Genomic DNA, 19,740 nt, shown 5'->3' with positions numbered 1-19,740 from the left:
CAGCCTCCCCGCCTCCGCAGCCTGGGAGCCGGTCAGGCCGGTTGAATTCATCGTGCCGGCGGGCACCGGCGGCGGCGCCGACCAGATGGCGCGCACCATCCAGGGCATCATCACCAAGCACAATCTGATGAAGCAGCCCCTCGTCGTCATCAACAAGTCGGGCGGCGCCGGCGGCGAAGGTTTTCTCGATGTGAAAACCGCCAACAACAATCCGCACAAGATCATCATCACCCTGTCGAACCTGTTCACGACACCGCTCGCCACCGGCATTCCCTTCAACTGGAAGGACATGACCCCGGTCGCCATGCTGGCGCTCGACGAGTTCGTGCTTTGGGTCAATGCGGACAAGCCCTACAAGACGGTGAAGGAGTATGTCGAGGCGGTGAAGGCCGCGCCTCCCGGCACCATGAAGATGGGCGGTACGGGCTCGAAGCAGGAAGACCAGATCATCACCGTCGCCATGGAAAAGGCGATCGGCAGCAAGTTCACCTACATTCCCTATAAAGGCGGCGGCGAAGTCGCCGTGCAGCTCGTCGGCCAGCATGTCGACTCCACCGTCAACAATCCCATCGAGGCTGTCGCGCAGTGGCGTGGCGGCAAGGTGCGCCCGCTCTGCGTCTTTGACAGCAAGGTCATGGCCTATGACGAGCCGGTCGCCGACGGCAAGGCCTGGAAAGACATCCCGACCTGCAAATCACAGGGCCTCGACATCGAATATGTGATGCTGCGCGGCATCTTCATGTCGCCCAAGGCCACCAAGGATCAGGTCGAATATTATGTCGAGCTGTTCAAGAAGGTACGTGCCACGCCTGAGTGGCAGGACCTCATGAAGAGCGGTGCCTTCAATACCACCTTCATGACCGGCGGCGACTATGCCGGCTGGGTCGGCACGGAAGAGAAGCGTCACGAGACGCTGATGAAGGAAGCAGGCTTCCTCGCGAGCAACTGAGCCCGCGTTTGAACTGAAGACGCACATGTTGCGCCGGCTCACGTCACTGAGCCGGCCGCTCCCAGCCCGATCCGCAAGTTCGAAATGGACGTCTCATGACCACGCAATCATCTCACACCACAGGTCCGACTCACAAAGCCGTTGAGGCGGGCGTCACCACCGTCATCAGCCTGTTCGGCGCCCTCGTCGTCTATGGCAGCGTCAAGGCCGGCATCAACTGGGGCGCCGAAGGACCGAAGGCCGGCTTCTTCCCGTTCTATATCGGCCTCTTCATCATCATCTCCAGCCTGATCAATCTCTTCAACACGCTGCGGGAAGAAGACGGCACGCTGTTCGCCGAATGGGGGCAGCTCCGCCAGGTGTTCAGCGTCATCATTCCCACAGGCATCTACGTGGCGTCGCTGCCCTTCATCGGCCTTTACCTCGCATCGATGATCTTCATCGCCTGGTTCATGCGCTGGCTCGGCAAATACAACTGGCCGATCATCGCCGCCGTCGCGCTCGGCATGCCGATCGTCACCTATCTCATTTTCGAACGCTGGTTCCTCGTGCCGCTCCCGAAGGGGCCGATCGAGGAATGGCTTGGTCTGTAATCCGTCGCGCCTGACAGTCGGTTCAAGGACTTTTCGACATGGAAGAACTCGTCAATCTATTCCACGGCTTCGCGGTCGCGCTGCAGCCCTTCAATATCGCCGTGATGGTTCTCGGCATCGTGCTCGGCGTGATCATCGGCGTGCTGCCTGGTCTCGGCGGCGCCAATGGTGTCGCCATCCTGCTCCCCCTCACCTTCAGCATGCCGCCGACCTCAGCCATCATCATGCTGTCCTGCATCTATTGGGGCGCGCTGTTCGGAGGTGCGATCACCTCGATCCTGTTCAATATCCCGGGCGAACCATGGTCGGTGGCGACCACCTTCGACGGCTATCCAATGGCCCAGCAGGGCAAAGCCGCGGAATCGCTCACCGCCGCGTTCACCTCCTCTTTCGTTGGCGCACTGTTTGCCGTCATCATGATCACGCTGGTCGCGCCACTGGTCGCAGGCTTCGCCTTACGATTCGGGCCCGCGGAGAAATTCGCGGTCTATTTCCTCGCCTTCTGTAGTTTCGTCGGATTGAGCAAGGAGCCGCCATTCAAGACCATCGCGGCCATGATGATCGGCTTCGCGCTCGCCGCCGTCGGCCTCGATTCCATTACCGGCCAGCTTCGCCTCACTTTCGGCTTCACCGAAATGCTGAACGGTTTTGACTTCCTGATCGCGGTCATCGGCCTGTTCGGCCTCGGCGAAATCTTCCTGACAATGGAGGAAGGCCTCAACTTCCGCGGCGGCAAGGCGAAGATCGACCTGCGTGTCGTGCTGCGCACCTGGATGAGCCTGCCGCAATACTGGATGACGTCGCTGCGCTCCTGCATCATCGGCTGCTGGATGGGCGTCACGCCCGCAGGCGCGACGCCGGCGTCCTTCATGAGCTATGGCATCGCCAAGCGCGTGTCGAAGAACGGGAAGAACTTTGGCAAGGGCGAGATCGAAGGCGTCATCGCGCCGGAGACCGCCGCCCACGCTGCCGGCACCTCGGCATTGCTGCCGATGCTGTCGCTCGGCGTCCCCGGCTCGCCCACCGCAGCCGTGCTGCTCGGTGGCCTTCTGATCTGGGGTCTGCAGCCCGGCCCGATGCTGTTCGTCGAGCAGAAGGAGTTCGTCTGGGGCCTGATCGCCTCGATGTATCTCGGCAATCTCGTCGGCCTCATCATCGTGCTGACCTGCGTGCCGATCTTCGCCGCGATCCTGCGCGTGCCCTTCAGCATCATCGCGCCGCTGATTCTGGTGCTGTGTGCGATCGGCGCCTATTCCGTGCACAACTCCACTTTCGACGTGGTGATGATGCTGGTGTTCGGCGTGATCGGCTACGCGCTGAAGAAGTGCAACTATCCGCTGGCCCCACTGGTGCTCGCCATCGTGCTCGGCGACAAGGCCGAAGAAGCCTTCCGGCAGTCCCTGCTCGGCTCGCAAGGATCGCTCGGGATCTTCTTCTCCAACCCGCTGGTTTCGACGATCATGATCCTTGGCCTGATCGCATTGTTCTGGTCGGTGATCTCGAATGGCCTCTCGCGTCTACGACCCCGCGCTGCAACAGCGTAACTACACTTCAAATAACTGTTCAAAAACAAAGCCGGCGGATATCTCCGCCGGCTTTGTGCTATCAGAACACCGCCACTCGTGTTGCAGCACAACATTCAGCTATGCGAAACTAGCTGCGACAAACTGTCAAGATTTCGCTTGTGACTTGGCATATCATATACCAAACTCCCGGTTGCAGCTGTCGAACACGCAATAGAACAGCGCATTAGGAGGAAGTATGACTGATGCAGTTCACGGAGCGGCGCCCAGTGCCGCGCGCGTCAGCGATGCCTATCGCTGGACCCAACTCGCCATCGGCGTTGGCGCGATGGTGATGATCGCCAACTACCAATATGGCTGGACCTTCTTCGTCCCCGACATCCAGAAAAAATTCGGCTGGGACCGCGCCTCGATCCAGTGGGCCTTCACGTTGTTCGTGCTGTTCGAGACCTGGCTGGTGCCGGTGGAAGGATGGTTCGTCGATAAATACGGCCCGAAGATCGTCGTGCTGGTCGGCGGCATCCTGTGCGGCCTCGGTTGGGCCATCAATGCGCAGGCGACGACGCTCAACGGTTTCTATCTCGGCATGATCATCGCGGGCATCGGGGCTGGTGGCGTCTATGGCACCTGCGTCGGCAATGCGCTGAAATGGTTTCCGGACAAGCGCGGCCTGGCCGCAGGCATCACGGCTGCTGGCTTCGGCGCGGGCTCTGCGCTCACCGTGGCGCCGATCCAGGCGATGATCAAGGACTCCGGCTTCCAGACCACCTTCCTCTATTTCGGTCTCGGCCAGGGCATCGTGATCGTGATCCTCGCCTTCTTCCTGTTCGCGCCGAAGGCCGGTCAGGTGCCGGCAGTCGTGGCCAACGCCAACATCATCCAGACCCGCCGCAACTACGCGCCGACTGAAGTCATCCGCCATCCCATCTTCTGGCTGATGTATTTCATGTTCGTCATCGTCGGTGCCGGCGGCCTGATGGTCACGGCGAATCTGAAGCCGATTGCTGCCGACTGGAAGATCGACAATGTGCCGGTCACCCTGATGGCGATGACCATGACGGCCGTCACCTTCGCCGCCACCATCGACCGCGTGCTCAACGGTCTGACGCGTCCGTTCTTCGGCTGGATCTCCGACATGATCGGCCGCGAGAACACCATGTTCATCGCCTTTGGCATGGAAGGTCTCGGCATCTGGGCGCTGTATATGTGGGGCCAGGATCCGTTGTGGTTCGTGCTGCTGTCGGGCTTCGTGTTCTTCGCCTGGGGTGAGATCTACTCGCTCTTCCCGTCGACCTGCACCGACACCTTCGGCTCCAAATTCGCCACCACCAATGCGGGCCTGCTCTACACCGCCAAGGGCACGGCAGCGCTGCTGGTGCCGGTCGCGAATTACATGCAGCAGGGATCGGGCAATTGGGACAGCGTGTTCCTGATCGCCGCCGGCGCCAACATCCTCGCCTCGCTGCTCGCCATCGCGGTGCTGAAGCCGTGGCGCAAGGTGGTGGTGGCCAAGGCGATGACCTGACGCCGAAAGGCTATCCTGGCCAACCACATGCGCTCATCTGCAAGGATGAGCGCATTTTTCTTGCGGCCTCCTTGCGGCAAGCCGGAGGCGACACAGAGGCGCTCAAATCGTCCGTGGCATACCAGATATCGACCTACGAAATCTCGTGATACCGGCGACGCAGAGCTGGAAGCGCGAGTAATGGCAGTATTCCTGCCCCTTCTGCATATTTCGGTTATCGTCCTCCAACTCACGCGTTGACAACTGGCATACCGTATACCACTCTTGCCCTTGCGAGATCGATCCTCAGCCAATCAGCCAAAGGACGGATCGACGCGAAAAATCGAGGGAGGTTGCCATGCAAGTCGGAGACGTACTGCGTCGTAAGAGCACCCGTATCGCCACGGTCCGTATGAACGAGACCGTCGCCATCGCCGCCCAGCTGCTGCGCACTGCGAATATCAGCGCGCTTGTGGTGAAGGATGTGTGCCGCACCGAAGGCAACACCGCGGTCGGCATGTTCTCCGAGCGCGACGTGGTGCGCGCCATCGCCGAGCACGGCGCCGCCGGCGTCAATCGCAAGGTGTCCGAAATGATCTCCGTGCAGCAGCTGATCTCCTGCACCTCCAGCGACACGCTCGAACATGTGCGGCGCCTGATGAACCGGCATCACATCCGCCATGTGCCTGTGATCGACGACTACACGCTGGTTGGCGTGATCAGCATCCGCGACATCAGCCGCGCGCTCGATCACGATGAAGCGCCGCAGTTGCAGGCGGCTGTGGCTTAAACGTAGGGCGGATTAGGCGAAGCCGTAATCCGCCGCGGAGTTTCAACTACACAATCGGTCGGCGGATTACGCTTCGCTAATCCGCCCTACACACTCACCTCACCACGGACCGCACGCGGTCCGCGGCGCAATCTCCCTTGTCGTTTCTCCGCAACGCCTGCTTCGGGGACATCGCATGAAGATTTGCATTTACGGCGCCGGCGCCATCGGCGGCTATCTCGGCGTGCAGCTCGCCCGTGCGGGCGCGGATGTCAGCCTTGTGGCCCGCGGCGCCCATCTCGCAGCGATGCGCGCCAACGGCCTCAAGCTGCTGATCGGCGATGAAGAGCGCGTCGTTCATATCCCCTGCACCGACGATCCCGCTGACCTCGGCGAACAGGACTACGTCATCATCTGCCTCAAGGCGCATTCCATCACCGGCGTGATCGAGCAGATGCAGCCGCTGCTCGGCCCGCACACCCGCCTCGTCACCGCCGTGAACGGCATCCCCTATTGGTACTTCCACCGCCATGGCAATCGCTATGAAGGCACCGCGCTGGAAAGCGTCGATCCCGGCGGCCGGCAATGGAACGAGCTCGGCGCGCACCGTGCGATCGGCTGCATCGTCTATCCCGCCACCGAGATCGCGGCGCCCGGCGTGATCCGGCACATCTATGGCGACAGGTTTCCGCTCGGCGAGCCCTCGGGCGAACGCACAGGCGATGTCGAGCGCCTCGCCGCCCTGTTCGAGCGCGCGGGGCTGCAGGCACCGATCCTCGATCGCATCCGCGACGAGATCTGGCTGAAACTGTGGGGCAATGTCTGCTTCAATCCGATCAGCGCCCTCACCCATGCCACGCTCGACGTGATCTGCACCGATCACGGCACGCGCGCATTGTCCAAGGCGATGATGCTGGAGACGCAAGCGATTGCCGAGAGCTTTGGCATCGGCTTTCGCGTCGATGTGGAGCGCCGCATCGAGGGCGCGCGAAAAGTCGGCGCGCACAAGACCTCGATGCTGCAGGATCTCGAACGCGGCCGGCCGATGGAGATCGATCCACTGGTGACCGTGGTGCAGGAAATGGGACGTCTCACCGGCATCCCGACGCCGGCCATCGATTCCGTGCTGGCGCTGGTGGCACAGCGCGGGAGGGTGGCGGGATTGTATTGAGGACGAACAGACGACCGTAGGGCTGATTGGCATTCCTGCTTCATCAGCCCTTCGATTGCTCAGGTAACGGCGCAGCTGCAGTTGAATTCGGCAGAGCCTCCTGATCGTCGCACCCAGCTTCCGCTAAGTGCTCTCTCTGTTTTCAAAGAAGATACTCGCCTGTAGCAGAAGCCGCGCCCTCAATATGCCAGACCCTCGGTTCTGCCGAAAAATACTCCTGCAATCCCATCATGAATATCCGATGGTCTTCACTCGCTTCGAAGCCCGGCGTGTGATGCTCGAGTGACTGCCATCGCACGATCAGGTGGAACAGTTCGGGCGTTTCGATCCCCCGTGCGAGGAAGTGACCGCAATACCCCTCTGCGCGGCCAAGCAACGGAGCGACTTCGGCAAATGCCTGTCTGAACGCGTCTGTACATTCCTTGTGAACGGGCAACTGGGCGATCTCATAGATCATGGTTGCACCTTCGAAGCGGCTTCCAGCGGTCGGGAGTTCGCACGCGCAGTGTATGCCGACGGGTCGACCGCTATCGCGATTTTTTCCTCGAACACCGTTATTGGGAGTCTCCAGCAAGGCATGGGCGAGTGGAATATCGGCAAGCGAATAGACAGCGCCCACATGTGGCCGCAGCTGGCCGCGCTCGACCAATGCACGCAACTCATCGAGCTTGCCGCGGTTCTGCCGCGTGAAAACGAAGTGATAACTCGCATTCTTGCCCCAGGCCTGAACGAGGATTTGCGGCTGTGCGATATCCACGATCGAGACAACGCGGCCAAGCTGTGCGAGCGCGTCGGGGCTGCGCGACAACGTATTGCCGCCAATCGTGTCGAGCACGACATCGACGCCGCGGCCATCCGTTTCCCGCATGATGGCATCGACATAATCCTCGTTTTTGTAATCGATCACCACATCCGCCCCCAAACTTCGCGCGAAGGCAAAGTTTGCTTCACGCACGGTCGTGAACACGCGTGCACCCATGGCTTTTGCGATCTGGATCGCCACATGCCCAACGCCGCCCGCGCCGCCATGGACCAGAATGCTTTCCCCCACCCTGAGCGCCGCGCGCACGATCAATGCTTCCCACACCGTCCCGCCAACCAGGGTCAGGCTGGCGGCTTCGAGATGGCTCAGCGAGGCAGGCTTCTTCCCGATGATTCCTTCGGCAGCAACGTGGTACTCGGCATAGCTTCCCTGCCCGTCAAAGATTTGCGGGGTGTACCAGACCTCGTCTCCCGGAGATAAGGTCGTCACACCCGGCCCGACCGCTTCGACAACGCCCGATACGTCGTGTCCGGTGATGGCCGGCAATGGTACCAGGTCGCGATAGTCGCCTCGCCGAACCTGATAATCCAGGGGATTGATCGACGTGGCATGGACGCGCACCAAAACTTGTCCGGCATGCGGAACGGGCGTTGGCACGTCGCGAAGTTCGAACGCTTTCGGACCGCCAAAGGATTGAAGGGTCATCGCTTTCATCGCAGTTCCTCATTTCTGGAAAACGAAATATCGAGATTTTTCGATATAACGGGGTAAATGATCACAGTTCTTTTCCGATGATCTTGGCAAGGGCGCTGATCGTGGCTTCGTTCCGCTTATAGTAGGTCCACTGACCAATGCGCCTGACTTCGACCAGGCCTGCTCGTTGCAGAGTTGCGAGATAATCCGACACCGTCGATTGCGACAGTCCGACGCCTTCCTGGATACTACTGACGCAGACGCCGACCGTGCGAACGTCCCCCTCGTCCTGCGGAGGGAAGTTCTTCACGGGGTCTTTCAAACCCTGCACGATTTCGAGACGTGTCCGGTTCGAAAGGGCTTTGAATATTTCGAGCAAATCCATAGGATGGATATATCGGCATTTACCGATATGTCAATACACCGAGCCATGGCAACCCGGCCCCGTGGGGCGACTGCTGGCTCTCTACCATGGCGATCAAAACCTGCCGCATGTCGCCTTGCGAGGTACCGACACCGATTGCCTGTCACCCGTGGTCGTCAGCGCGCCGTGGGATGGGTTGAGCGAAGCGATACCCATCACCACCAGCACCGGAGCATGCGGTGATGGGTATCGCTCCGGCGCTGCGCGCCTGTGCTCAACCCATCCTACGCGCTGCTACAGGGCGGATGAGCGAAGCGTCGTCCGCCGCGGAGTTTCAATTGTGCACTCGGCCGGCGGATGACGCCTTCGGCTCATCCGCCCTACGTCCTTGCTAGCTCTTCACCATCGCGATCGATACCTGGCGGATGTCGCCCTCTGACGTGATCGAGACCGACTGCCTGTTGCCCGTGGTCGTCAGCGTGATGTTTGCGGTGAAGACCGGCGAGTCCGCCGTGACATTGATCCGCCCGCCGCTGGCGCGGCCCTGCAGGTTGCCGCTGATGCCGCGGGAATTCTCGCTCCAGGAACCGGAGACACGGCCGCCTTCGCTAACCACGTCGCTGCTCAGTTCGAACTTGTAGCTGTCGCTGGCGCAGCGCAGCGACTGTTGCAGCGTGCTGTCGCCCGCCGAGACGCGGTAGCTGGCGCGGCAGCGCAGCCGTTCCTTCGATCCGTCGGAGAGCAGAATTGTGCCCGAGCCCGACCAGGCGCCATGCATACCGGCGAACGCCGACTGCGCGGAAGCCGGCGTGACCATTGCGAGCAGGCACGCCGCCAGACCGGCGACGGCCACGAGAGCTTTCTGTGAAGTCTTCATGAGAGAGGTCCTTTTAGATCGACGCCGGTCGCGTCATCATTTGTGCCGGCTGAATGCAGGATGGTTCATTGGCGGTTTGCCGTAGGGCGGATGAGGCGGAGCCGTCATCCGCCGGCCGGGTTCAAAGCTGAAACTCCGCGGCGGATGACGCTCCGCTCATCCGCCCTACGGACATGCGTTCACAGGAGTTTGTCCGGCGTGATCGGCAGATCGCGGATGCGTTTACCGGTGGCGTTGAACACCGCGTTCGCAACGGCCGCGGCAACGCCGGCGATGCCGATCTCGCCGATGCCACGCGCGCCCATGGGCGTGCGCGGATCGGGAATGTCGGTCCACAACACGTCGATCTCCGGCACGTCGAGATGAACCGGCACATGGTAATCCGCCATCGACGCACTCATGATGCGCCCGTTGCGCGGATCGAGCAGCGTCTCCTCCGTGAGCGCCATGCCGATGCCCATGATCATGCCGCCCTTGAACTGACTGGTCGCCGTCTTGGGATTGAGGATGCGGCCGCAATCGAAAGCGCCGACCAGACGGTCGATGCGAACCTCGCCGGTCACCTCGCTGACGCGCAACTCGCAAAAGATCGCCGAGCGGCTGTGCATGGAGAATTTCAGCATTTCCAGCGGCGCCCCGCTCTCGCCGATCGCACTGACCTCGCTGCGCGCCGAGCGCTTGAGGATCGACGCAAAGCTCTCGTAGCGCGATGGCTCGCCGATCTTGCGCAGGCCGTGATTGGCGAACTCGACCTCGCTCGCCCGCAGGCCCGCGAGCGGCGTGTCATTGCCGGCAAGCCGCAGCAGATCACCCGCGAGCTTGGTGCTGGCCGCATTGATCGCTGCACCCAGCGACGCCGTCTGCGACGAGCCGCCGGCAAAGCTCGCGAATGGCAGGCTGGTGTCGCCGATCCGGACCGTGACATCTTCCAGCGGCAGGCCGAGCCGATCCGCCGCATGCTGGCGCTGCACCGTGGTGGTGCCCATGCCCATCTCGTGCGCCGCGCTGGAGACCGTGGCGCGCCCATGGCTGTCGATGGTGATTTTCGCCGACATGCCGGGCATGCGTGCATACGGAAAGGAACCGGTGGCGCAGCCCATGCCGATCAGCCATTCGCCGGTCTGTTGGGATCGCGGTGTCGCCGTGCGGCGATGCCAGCCGAAACGTTTTGCGCCCATTTCATAAGCGAGCATCAGGTCGCTTGCGAACGTGGCGCGCCGCTGACCGGATCGCTGTCGCCGATATTGCGTCGCCGGAGCGCGATCGGATCGATGCCGAGCTCATGCGCCAGTTCATCCATCGCGCTCTCGATCGCGAAGGTGCCCACCGCTTCGCCCGGCGCCCGCATGAACGTATTTGCAAGCAGGTCGAGATCGATGGTGTGCTGAACGATGTCGTGGCTGTCCGATGCATAAAGCGAGCGGCTCGCCAGGGTGAAGGCTTCGTCGCAGGCGCTGTGCGGCTGTTTCACCGAATAGCCGTGATGGAGGATAGCGGTGAGCCTGCCATCGGCCGCGGCGGCGAGTGCCACGCGCTGCTCGGTCTGCGAGCGGCCGCCGATCAGGCGATGCATGCTGGCGCGAGACAATGCGATCCGCACCGGCCGGCCCGCGAGCTTCGATGCCGCGGCGCCGAGGATCTGGTGATCCCACAGCGCCTTGCCGCCGAACGCGCCGCCCACATAAGGCGAGCTGACATGGATCTGGGTTTCCTTGATGCCGAACACCTTTGCGAGCGAGCCGGCGGTGCCGTTCAGCATCTGCGTGGCGTCATGGATGATCAGGCTGTCGCCGTTCCATGCGATGGTCGCCGCATTGGGCTCGATCGGATTGTGATTGTGCCAGGGCGTGCGATAGACCGCATCCGTGCTCGCGACCGCGGCCTTGAACGCTGCATCGGGATTGCCGCGCTTGAGCCGGTTGGGCTCGATCATCAGCGAGTGCGGCGTCTGCGCATGCGCCTTGCCCTCCTCGAAGCGCGTGCGCGGGGCGGCCTTCTCGTATTGAACCGAGATCAGCGAGGCTGCGTGATTGGCCTGTTCCTGTGTTTCCGCCAGCACGACGGCCACGGTCTGCCCGTTCCAGCGGATCTCCGAATCCTGCATCACCGGCAGGATGTTATTGCCGGCGGCCTTGAGATTGGTGAGGCCGATGGGCGGTGGCAGCGCCAGTTTCGGCGCATTGCGATGGGTCATCACCAGCACAACGCCCGGTGCGGCCGCGGCAGCCGCAGAGTCGAGTTGCACGATCTTTCCGCGCGCGATGGTGGAATGCACGAAGGCCGCATAGGTCATGCGCTCCATCGGCACCTCGGCGGCGAAGCGCGCAGCACCCCGCACCTTGTCGGGACCATCGATGCGCGACTGCTGCGTGCCCAGCGCGACGCGTTTGTCGATCAAGGGATCGGGCGTGCCGCCCGGCAACCAGCTCGACGGCACATAGCCCATCGCGGTGCGGACACCGCCGACGATCGCGTTCTGCAGCTTGCTCATGAGCGTGCTCCTGCCAGTTCACCGAGAACGGCGGCCATGGTGCGCCTCGCGAGTTCGACCTTGAAGGCATTGGCTTCGGTGGGGTTGGCCGCAGCGAGTTCGGCTTCGGCCGCGCGAAGGAAGTTGTCGCGCGTGGGCGCCTCGCAGCGCAATGCGTCCTCGGCGCGGTGCGCGCGCCATGGTTTTGCAGCGACACCACCGAAGGCGATCCTGACATCCCGGATACGGCCATCGGCAACATCCAGCCCGGCCGCGATCGAGAACAGCGCGAAAGCATAGCTCGAGCGATCGCGAACTTTTCGATAGCGCGAATGTGCGGCAGCCGCACTTGGCGCAATGGAAACGGCGGTGATCAATTCACCCGGGCGCAGCATCGTCTCGATATCGGGTGTGGCGCCGGGCAGCTGATGAAAGTCCACTAGCGGGACATGCCGCGTGCCATCGGCGCCACTGAGATGCACCGTCGCATCCAGTGCCGCGAGCGCCACGCTCATGTCGGACGGATGTGTCGCGATGCAGTGTTCGGATGCACCGAGGATGGCGTGATTGCGGCTGAAACCTTCGAGGGCATCGCAGCCGGCGCCGGGCTGGCGCTTGTTGCAGTTCGATCCGGCCGCATCATAAAAATACGAGCAGCGCGTCCGCTGCAGCAGATTGCCGCCGACCGTTGCCATATTGCGGATCTGCGCGGAGGCACCGGCCAGCAATGCGCGGGACAGCATGGGATAACGCGCGCGGACCACGGGATGCGCGGCCAGCGTGCTGTTGCGCACCGCCGCGCCGATCACCAGGCCGCCATTGCCCTCCTCCTCGATGGAGGCCGGCATCCGGCTGACATCCACCAGCGCGGCGGGCGCCTCGATATTCTGCCGCATCAGGTCGACGAGATTGGTACCGCCGCCGATGAAGCGGCAGCGGCCGGCATCGGCGAGGGTCAGGGCTTCGGCGGCATCGGATGCGCGCTGATACTGGAACGGCGTCATGCTGCGCCTCCGACGAATTGCGTTTCGATGGCTTCGACGATGCCGTTATGCGCACCGCAGCGGCACAGATTGCCGCTCATGCGTTCGCGGATTTCCTCGCGCATGCGGGCGTCCGGCCCGGCCGCGAGATCGGACGTGACATAGCTGGGATCGCCGCGGCGCAGCTCGTCCATCATGGCGATGGCGGAGCAGATCTGGCCCGGCGTGCAATAGCCGCATTGCAGGCCGTCGTGGGTGATGAAGGCCTGCTGCAACGGATGCAGCGTGCTTTCATTGCCCAGACCTTCGATGGTGGTGACGGATCGGCCATCGGCCTGCACGGCAAGCGTGAGGCAGGACAACACGCGCTGGCCGTCGATGATGACGGTGCAGGCCCCGCAGGCGCCCTGGTTGCAACCGAGCTTGGTGCCGGTCAGGCCGGCCTGCTCGCGCAGGAGATCGAGAAGGGAGACCCGGGGATCGTCGGGCAGCGGATAGTCCGTACCATTGATGGCAATGGCCATGAGCGCCTCCGTCAGGAACCAGCCTTACGGGCCGGCGGCACGCTCAAGATAATACGAAATTCGTAATGTTCAAGTTTCGTTGTCGGCGATTTTTTCTGTGAGCCGGATCAACTCCTTACGCTCGGTCGGGTCGAGCGCGCGCAGCATGACCAGGCAGGTCGTGCGGTAGCCGGCGATATGGTCTTCGACCACGCCCCGCCCCGTATCCGTCGTGCTCAAGGCCACGGCACGGCGATTGTCCTCGGGCCGGCGGCGCTCCACGAACGCCTTCTTCACCAGACGATCGATGGAAGATGACATCGTGGTCATGGCGACATTGAGGAAGCGCGCGACGTCGCCCATCAGGCAGCCCGGATGCTGATCGACATAGACCAGCGTCTGCGCATCAAGCGCATTGAGCGCGTTGTCGGCGGCTGCGGCCGCCTCGGCCACCTTGAAGCGCCGCGCGAAACGCTCGAAGACGCGCGTCATCTGGTCAATCTCGTCCTGGGACGGCTCGGTGGTCGGCTTGGTCGTCGTCTTGCTCATGGGCGGGAGAAAAGCATGTTCGCCGCGCCAGTTCCAGCGATCGGCCGGGACGCCTGCACGGATCAGACCTGCATCACCGGCGCATGGGGCCATGTCCGGTGGCGGTAGACATTGCCGCGCCCCACCGGCATCCTCCGCCCCCGAACAAGCAAGAACCAATCGGCGCCCAATGCGCCCCCGGGGAAACCAGAGGACCCATCATGATCAAGACACGCTTCACCGAACTCGTCGGCGTCGAGCACCCGATCGTCCAGGGCGGCATGCAATGGGTCGGCCGCGCCGAGCTGGTCGCGGGCGTCGCCAATGCCGGTGCGCTCGGGCTGATCACCGCGCTCACCCAGCCGACGCCGGAAGACCTGAGCAAGGAAATCGCGCGCACCCGCGACCTCACCGACAAGCCCTTTGGCGTGAACCTCACCATCCTGCCGACCATCAAGCCGCCGCCCTATGCGGAATATCGCCAGGCCATCATCGAGGCCGGGATCAAGGTGGTGGAGACCGCCGGCAACAAGCCGCAGGAGCATGTGGACGAATTCCGCAAGCACGGCATCAAGGTGATCCACAAATGCACCAGCGTGCGCCATGCGCTCTCCGCCGAGCGCATGGGCGTCGATGCGATCTCCATCGACGGGTTTGAATGCGCCGGCCATCCCGGCGAGGACGACACCCCCGGCCTGATTTTGATCCCGGCAGCCGCCAACAAGGTGAAGATCCCGATGATCGCCTCGGGCGGCTTTGGCGATGGCCGCGGCCTTGTCGCAGCACTCGCGCTCGGGGCCGAGGGCATCAATATGGGCACGCGATTCATGTGCACGAAGGAAAGCCCGATCCACCAGCTGGTGAAGGAACGCATCGTCGCCAATGACGAGCGCGGCACCGACCTGATCTTCCGCACCATGCGCAACACCTCGCGCGTCGCCAAGAATGCGGTGAGCCAGCAGGTCGTGGCGATGGAGAAGCAAGGCGCGACCTTCGAGCAGATCAAGGACCTCGTCGCCGGCGCGCGCGGCAAGCTGGTCTATTCGACCGGCGACAGCGAGGGCGGCATCTGGTCGGCCGGCCAGGTGCAGGGCCTGATCGACGACATTCCGTCGTGCCAGGAACTCGTCTCGCGCATCATGCACGAAGCCGAGACCATCATCCGCAGCCGCCTCGACGCCATGCTGTCGGGCGGACAGCGCCAGGCCGCGGAGTGATCAAGCGATGAAGGCTTATGTCTACACGGACAAGGGCCCGGCGATCGTCGATATCGCCGCGCCAAAGCCGACCGGCACGCAGGTGCTGGTCAAGGTGAAAGCCTGCGGCCTCAACCGCGCCGATCTCGGCATGACCAAGGGCCATGTCCATGGCGCGGCCGGCGGCGTCGGCACCGTGCTCGGCATGGAATGGGCCGGCGAGATTGCCGAACTGGGACCAGAAGCAAAAGGCTTTCAGGTCGGCGAGCGCGTGATGGGTTCTGGCGGTGCGGCCTTTGCGGAATATACGGTGACCGATCACGGCCGCCTGTTCCACATCCCGCCCGGCATGGGTTTCGAGATCGCCAGCACCCTGCCCGTCGCGCTCTCGACCATGCACAATGCGCTGGTGACGGTGGGCGGATTGCAGGCGGGACAATCGGTGCTGATCCAAGGCGCGAGTTCCGGCGTCGGCCTGATGGCCTTGCAGATCGCCAGGCTCAAGGGCGCAAAGCCGGTGATCGGCTCATCGACCCACGCGGCGCGTCGCGGCCGGCTCGGTGAATTCGGCGCCGATCTTGCCGTGGACTCCAAAGAAGCCGGCTGGGTCGATGAGGTCCTCAAGGCCACCGGAGGCGATGGCGTCGACCTGATCATCGACCAGATCTCCGGGCCCGTCGCCAACCAGAATCTGAAAGCGACCAAGGTGCTCGGCCGCATCGTCAATGTCGGCCGCCTCGGCGGCACCCATGGCGACTTCAACTTCGACCTGCATGCAGCACGGCGCATCAACTATATCGGCGTCACCTTCCGCACCAGGTCCATGCAAGAGATTCGCGACATCTTCTCCGCCGTGCGTGCGGACATCTGGCCGGCCGTCGAGTCCGGCAAGCTGAAACTGCCGATCGACAAGGTCTATCCGTTCGCCGAAATCGGAACGGCATTCGACCACATGGAAGCCAACAAGCATCTCGGCAAGATCGTGGTGACGCTGTAACGCGCGCAAAGCGAGTCATTGAAAATGAAAACGCCGCGCATCACTGCGCGGCGTTCGCGTTTCGGACTCGGTTTTGAGTCCGAACGCGCACTCAGTTTCCATTGGATAGCATTTATTTCACGTTAACGTTTCGTTGACTCTCGACACTGTGCGGAAAGTGGATTCATACTGCTCTTGTCGATTCGAAGTGGCGGGGCGTTGGGGTTCGATCGACATCACAGATTTTCCGAGGGGGCAGAGTATGTCGCGTGCGCATGCGGACAACGCATGCGTCCAATCCGATTCGATCAAAGGATTGGCGCAATCGATGGCGAAGCCGGCATACCACCGGCTGCTCATCGCAGAACCGGCACTCCGCCGTGCTGTGCCCACGCTGATCATCGCTTTCCTCATCACGATCTTCTTCGGCGCCTTCGTCCAGGTCGTCGATCACAGCCGCCAGAAACAAGCCTCGCTCAAGCGTGACCTCACCGCACTCGGCGACATGGTCACCGAACGTCTCGACCGCAACGGCGCCGTCCGGCAGGACCGCCCGGCCGCGATCGACAAGCTGCAGGCGCTGCTGCCGGGCCTGATACCCGCATGGGGCATTGCTCCTGGTCGTCACGTCATCGTGCTCGGCGCCGACCAGAGCATCATCGCCCGCATGCCGACGGATGTGCCGGAGCGCGACAACAAGCGCGTCCTCGACCTGCTCAGCGCCGCGCAGAACATGTCGGCCCAGAGCCAGCGCACCGATGTGTTCGATGTCACCCTGCCCGACGGCAACCAGGCACTCGCCACACGCCGCATCGTGCGCGCACTGCCGGGCCAGATCCTCGTGCTGCAGGAGAACAACGACTCCGTCTGGCGCTCGGAGTCGGCGCTGTCGATCACGCTATCCGCCACCACCGGCTTCGTGGTGCTGATCCTCGGCTTCGCCTTCCACTGGCAATCGACCCGCGCGCGCGAAGGCGATGCCATCAATGATGCCGTGCGTGGCCGCATCGACACCGCACTCAATCGCGGCCGCTGCGGATTGTGGGACTGGGACCTGTCGCGCGGCCGCATCTTCTGGTCGCAATCCATGTTCACCATGCTCGGCCTCGACAGCCGCAGCGACCTGCTCACCTTCGGCGAAGTCAACGCATTGGTGCGGCCGGACGACATCAACCTGTTCGAGATCGCTGACCAGCTCGTCTCGCAGCAGCTCGACCACATCGACCAGACCTTTCGCATGCAGCACAGCGGCGGCCACTGGATCTGGCTGCAGCTGCGCTGCGAACTGGTTCAGGGGCAGAGCGACGGCAGCCAGCACCTGATCGGCATCGCCATCGACGTCACCGAGCAGAAGAGCCTGGCCCAGAAGAGCGTCGAAGCCGATGTGCGCCTGCGCGACGCCATCGAGACGATCCCGGAAGCCTTCGTGCTGTGGGATGCGGAAGACCGCCTCGTGCTGTGCAACTCGCACTTCCAGCGCCTGCACAAGCTGCCGGAATCCGCGGTGCGCCCCGGCACGCCCTATGAGACCGTACTGGAAGTCGGCAGCATGCCGGAAGTGCGCTCGCGCCTCGCCGATGCCAACAGCACCGCGCAGGGCGCGCGCACCTTCGAGGCGCAGCTCGAGAACGGCACCTGGCTGCATATCAGCGAGCGCCGCACCAAGGACGGCGGCTATGTCTCGGTCGGCACCGACATCACCCGCATCAAGGAACACGAGCAGAAGCTGATCGACAACGACCTGCGCCTGCGCGCCACCGTTATCGATCTCAAGCATTCGCAGGCCGCGCTGGAGAAACAGGCGCTCGAACTCGCCGACCTCGCGCAGAAATACTCGGAAGAGAAGACCCGCGCCGAGGAAGCCAATGCGACGAAGTCGAAATTCCTGGCCAATATGAGCCACGAGCTGCGCACGCCGCTCAACGCCATCATCGGCTTCTCCGAGATCATGGGCAGCGGCATGTTCGGCCAGCTCGGCTCGGAGAAATACGGCGAATACTGCCATGACATCCTCACCAGCGGTCACTATCTGCTGGAAGTGATCAACGACATCCTCGACATGTCGAAGATCGAGGCCGGCCGCATGAAGCTCGATCTCGAGCCGCTCGATCTCGGACAGATCCTGTCGGAATCGATCCGCGTGGTCTCCGGCCGCGCCGAAGCGAAGAACCTGACGCTCGGCGCCGATATCGCCGCCGATGTCGCCGTCACCGCCGACCGCCGGGCCATCAAGCAGATCCTGGTCAACCTGCTGTCCAACGCCGTGAAGTTCACCCCCGATGGCGGACGCGTCACCGTGCGCAGCCGCGTGATGAAGGACTCGGTGGCCCTGATCATCGCCGACAGCGGCATCGGCATCGCCCCGCATGCGCTCAAGCGCCTGGGCAGACCATTCGAGCAGGTGGAGAGCCAGCTCACCAAGACCTATCACGGCTCCGGCCTCGGCCTCGCGATTGCAAAATCCCTCACCGGCCTGCACGGCGGCGCCATGAAGCTGCGCTCCAAGCCCGATGTCGGCACCGTGGTCTGCATCTCGCTGCCGCTGGAGGGCCGGCGCGGCGCCATGCAGGTCTCGCGGGCGGCGTAAGCTCCCGAAAACACCCCGACGCGTCGAATAGCCGCTTGGATGCGGCTCCTCCTGTCTATACCCTAGATTGTGCGCGGGCACCGCCTTCCATGGAGAGCGGCGGCTGGCGCGCGGACGCCCGAGAGCGATGCACAGACATCGCCTCTGACACAACAACAGTCCAGGGAGGACATGCGATGAAGCTGAGCCACTTTGCGGCAGCACTGCTCGTGCTGACTTTGCCGTCGGCCGCGTCGGCACAAGATTACCCGGCCAAACCTGTCACCGTGATCGTGCCGTTCACGCCCGGCGGCGCCAGCGACACCACCGCGCGGATGACCACGCAGAAGATGCAGGAAAGCTTCGGGCAGAACTTCGTCATCGAGAACAAGCCCGGCGCCAATGGATCGATCGGCGCGACCCAGCTCGCGCGCTCCAAGCCGGACGGCTACACACTGATGGTGGGCTCGATCGGCGTCATCGCGATCAATCCGGTGCTCTACAAGGACCCCGGCTATCACCCGCTGAAGGATTTCGACCTTCTCTCCGTCGCGGTGCGCAATCCGAATGTGCTGATCACCCGGCCCGATTTTCCCGCCAATACGGTGAAGGAGTTCACCGACTATCTGAAGAAGAATCCGGACAAGGTGACCTTCGCGTCATCGGGCGTCGGCTCGTCCGATCACCTGTCCGCCGTACTGTTCTGGCAGAAGACCGGCACCACCGGCATCCACACGCCCTATAAAGGCGGCTCGCAGGCGCATACGGACCTGATCGGCAGCCATGTTGATGTGTCGTTCCAGAACCTCGGCGCGGTGGCGAACTATATTCGCTCGGGCAAGGTGAAGCTGCTGGCGGTGACCAGCGACACGCGCTCGGAGTCCTTCCCGGACACGCCGACCCTGAAGGAGCTCGGCATCAGCGACCTCAACATTTATTCATGGCAGGCCTTCGTCGCACCGAAGGGAATGCCGGCCGACGTGAAAGGCAAGCTGGAAAAGTCGATCACCACGGCCCTCACTGCGCCCGACCTGAAAAAGAAGCTGAACGATAGTGGCTTCGAGGTGGTCGCCAATTCGGGCGCGGAATTCGAGACATTCCTGAAAAGCGAACTCGACCGCTGGAAGACAGTCGTCGAGGTTGGCAAGGTGAAGCCGGAGCAGCAGTGAGTTGGTTGCAGGTCCCGTGAACACCAAGACCGCCGCGATGATATCGCGGCGGTCCGATGCGTGATGAAATCGTTCGCGTGCTCCGTCAACGTTAGAAGTTGAACGTCGTCGACACCAGATAGGTGCGCGGCGCGCCGAGGATC

At 62.9% G+C, this 19,740-nt stretch carries 18 protein-coding genes; 10 read left to right on the top strand and 8 right to left on the bottom strand.

Going from position 1 to position 19,740, the window contains the following annotated elements; all coding sequences use genetic code 11:
- From ACIQ17_RS18050 to ACIQ17_RS18025, 6 genes are all read left to right on the top strand, one after another.
- On the top strand, positions 1 to 949 hold a 949-nt coding region (locus ACIQ17_RS18050), incomplete at its 5' end, for a Bug family tripartite tricarboxylate transporter substrate binding protein (RefSeq protein WP_398470443.1).
- A 95-nt stretch (positions 950 to 1,044) separates the two neighbouring features.
- Positions 1,045 to 1,542, top strand: a complete 498-nt coding sequence (locus tag ACIQ17_RS18045) for a tripartite tricarboxylate transporter TctB family protein (protein ID WP_398470442.1) — start codon at positions 1,045 to 1,047, stop codon at positions 1,540 to 1,542.
- Between the two features lie 38 nt (positions 1,543 to 1,580).
- Positions 1,581 to 3,086 carry a tripartite tricarboxylate transporter permease gene (locus tag ACIQ17_RS18040; RefSeq protein ID WP_398470441.1) on the top strand — a complete coding sequence of 502 codons (1,506 nt, stop codon included), beginning with the start codon at positions 1,581 to 1,583 and terminating at the stop codon, positions 3,084 to 3,086.
- A gap of 217 nt (positions 3,087 to 3,303) precedes the next feature.
- Positions 3,304 to 4,590 carry an oxalate/formate MFS antiporter gene (oxlT, locus tag ACIQ17_RS18035; RefSeq protein ID WP_398470440.1) on the top strand — a complete coding sequence of 429 codons (1,287 nt, stop codon included), beginning with the start codon at positions 3,304 to 3,306 and terminating at the stop codon, positions 4,588 to 4,590.
- Between the two features lie 337 nt (positions 4,591 to 4,927).
- The gene (locus tag ACIQ17_RS18030; RefSeq protein ID WP_398470439.1) at positions 4,928 to 5,359 is read left to right on the top strand and encodes a CBS domain-containing protein; all 432 of its coding nucleotides are present in this window, start codon (positions 4,928 to 4,930) and stop codon (positions 5,357 to 5,359) included.
- 175 nt (positions 5,360 to 5,534) lie between these two features.
- Entirely contained in the window at positions 5,535 to 6,509 is a 975-nt protein-coding gene (locus ACIQ17_RS18025) for a 2-dehydropantoate 2-reductase (RefSeq protein WP_398470438.1), read from the top strand.
- Between the two features lie 142 nt (positions 6,510 to 6,651).
- On the opposite strand, the gene ACIQ17_RS18020 is transcribed toward ACIQ17_RS18025, so the two are convergent.
- The 8 genes from ACIQ17_RS18020 to ACIQ17_RS17985 all read right to left on the bottom strand — a co-directional run bounded on the left by ACIQ17_RS18020 (position 6,652) and on the right by ACIQ17_RS17985 (position 13,711).
- Positions 6,652 to 7,986 (bottom strand): zinc-binding dehydrogenase, encoded by a 1,335-nt coding sequence (locus ACIQ17_RS18020; protein ID WP_398470437.1) that lies wholly within the window; start codon positions 7,984 to 7,986, stop codon positions 6,652 to 6,654.
- Between the two features lie 61 nt (positions 7,987 to 8,047).
- Positions 8,048 to 8,350, bottom strand: a complete 303-nt coding sequence (locus ACIQ17_RS18015) for an ArsR/SmtB family transcription factor (protein WP_398470436.1) — start codon at positions 8,348 to 8,350, stop codon at positions 8,048 to 8,050.
- Between the two features lie 370 nt (positions 8,351 to 8,720).
- Positions 8,721 to 9,206 (bottom strand): hypothetical protein, encoded by a 486-nt coding sequence (locus tag ACIQ17_RS18010; protein ID WP_398470435.1) that lies wholly within the window; start codon positions 9,204 to 9,206, stop codon positions 8,721 to 8,723.
- A 179-nt stretch (positions 9,207 to 9,385) separates the two neighbouring features.
- The gene (locus tag ACIQ17_RS18005; protein WP_398470434.1) at positions 9,386 to 10,399 is read right to left on the bottom strand and encodes a xanthine dehydrogenase family protein molybdopterin-binding subunit; all 1,014 of its coding nucleotides are present in this window, start codon (positions 10,397 to 10,399) and stop codon (positions 9,386 to 9,388) included.
- Entirely contained in the window at positions 10,399 to 11,697 is a 1,299-nt protein-coding gene (locus ACIQ17_RS18000; RefSeq protein WP_398470433.1) for a xanthine dehydrogenase family protein molybdopterin-binding subunit, read from the bottom strand. Before ACIQ17_RS18000 ends, ACIQ17_RS18005 begins: the two co-directional genes overlap by 1 nt.
- Complete coding sequence (locus ACIQ17_RS17995) at positions 11,694 to 12,680, bottom strand: FAD binding domain-containing protein (RefSeq protein ID WP_398470432.1); 987 nt, start codon at positions 12,678 to 12,680, stop codon at positions 11,694 to 11,696. Before ACIQ17_RS17995 ends, ACIQ17_RS18000 begins: the two co-directional genes overlap by 4 nt.
- Entirely contained in the window at positions 12,677 to 13,183 is a 507-nt protein-coding gene (locus ACIQ17_RS17990; protein WP_398470431.1) for a (2Fe-2S)-binding protein, read from the bottom strand. The genes ACIQ17_RS17995 and ACIQ17_RS17990 overlap by 4 nt, the downstream gene beginning before the upstream one ends.
- Before the next feature lie 69 nt (positions 13,184 to 13,252).
- On the bottom strand, positions 13,253 to 13,711 hold the full coding sequence (locus ACIQ17_RS17985) for a MarR family winged helix-turn-helix transcriptional regulator (RefSeq protein WP_398470430.1): 459 nt from the start codon (positions 13,709 to 13,711) through the stop codon (positions 13,253 to 13,255).
- 200 nt (positions 13,712 to 13,911) lie between these two features.
- On the opposite strand from ACIQ17_RS17985, the gene ACIQ17_RS17980 reads away from it, so the two are divergent.
- The 4 genes from ACIQ17_RS17980 to ACIQ17_RS17965 all read left to right on the top strand — a co-directional run bounded on the left by ACIQ17_RS17980 (position 13,912) and on the right by ACIQ17_RS17965 (position 19,597).
- A complete protein-coding gene (locus ACIQ17_RS17980; protein ID WP_398470429.1) occupies positions 13,912 to 14,907 on the top strand; it encodes an NAD(P)H-dependent flavin oxidoreductase in 996 nt (331 codons plus the stop codon).
- A gap of 7 nt (positions 14,908 to 14,914) precedes the next feature.
- Positions 14,915 to 15,883, top strand: coding sequence for a zinc-binding dehydrogenase (locus ACIQ17_RS17975; protein WP_398470428.1), 969 nt, complete (start codon positions 14,915 to 14,917; stop codon positions 15,881 to 15,883).
- 241 nt (positions 15,884 to 16,124) lie between these two features.
- Positions 16,125 to 18,449, top strand: a complete 2,325-nt coding sequence (locus ACIQ17_RS17970) for a PAS domain-containing sensor histidine kinase (RefSeq protein WP_398470427.1) — start codon at positions 16,125 to 16,127, stop codon at positions 18,447 to 18,449.
- 176 nt (positions 18,450 to 18,625) lie between these two features.
- On the top strand, positions 18,626 to 19,597 hold the full coding sequence (locus ACIQ17_RS17965) for a Bug family tripartite tricarboxylate transporter substrate binding protein (RefSeq protein WP_398470426.1): 972 nt from the start codon (positions 18,626 to 18,628) through the stop codon (positions 19,595 to 19,597).
- Positions 19,598 to 19,740 lie beyond the last annotated feature (143 nt).

Source organism: Tardiphaga sp. (genome assembly GCF_044340795.1).
Taxonomy (GTDB): domain Bacteria; phylum Pseudomonadota; class Alphaproteobacteria; order Rhizobiales; family Xanthobacteraceae; genus Tardiphaga.
This window is presented reverse-complemented; position numbering and strand designations above follow the sequence as displayed.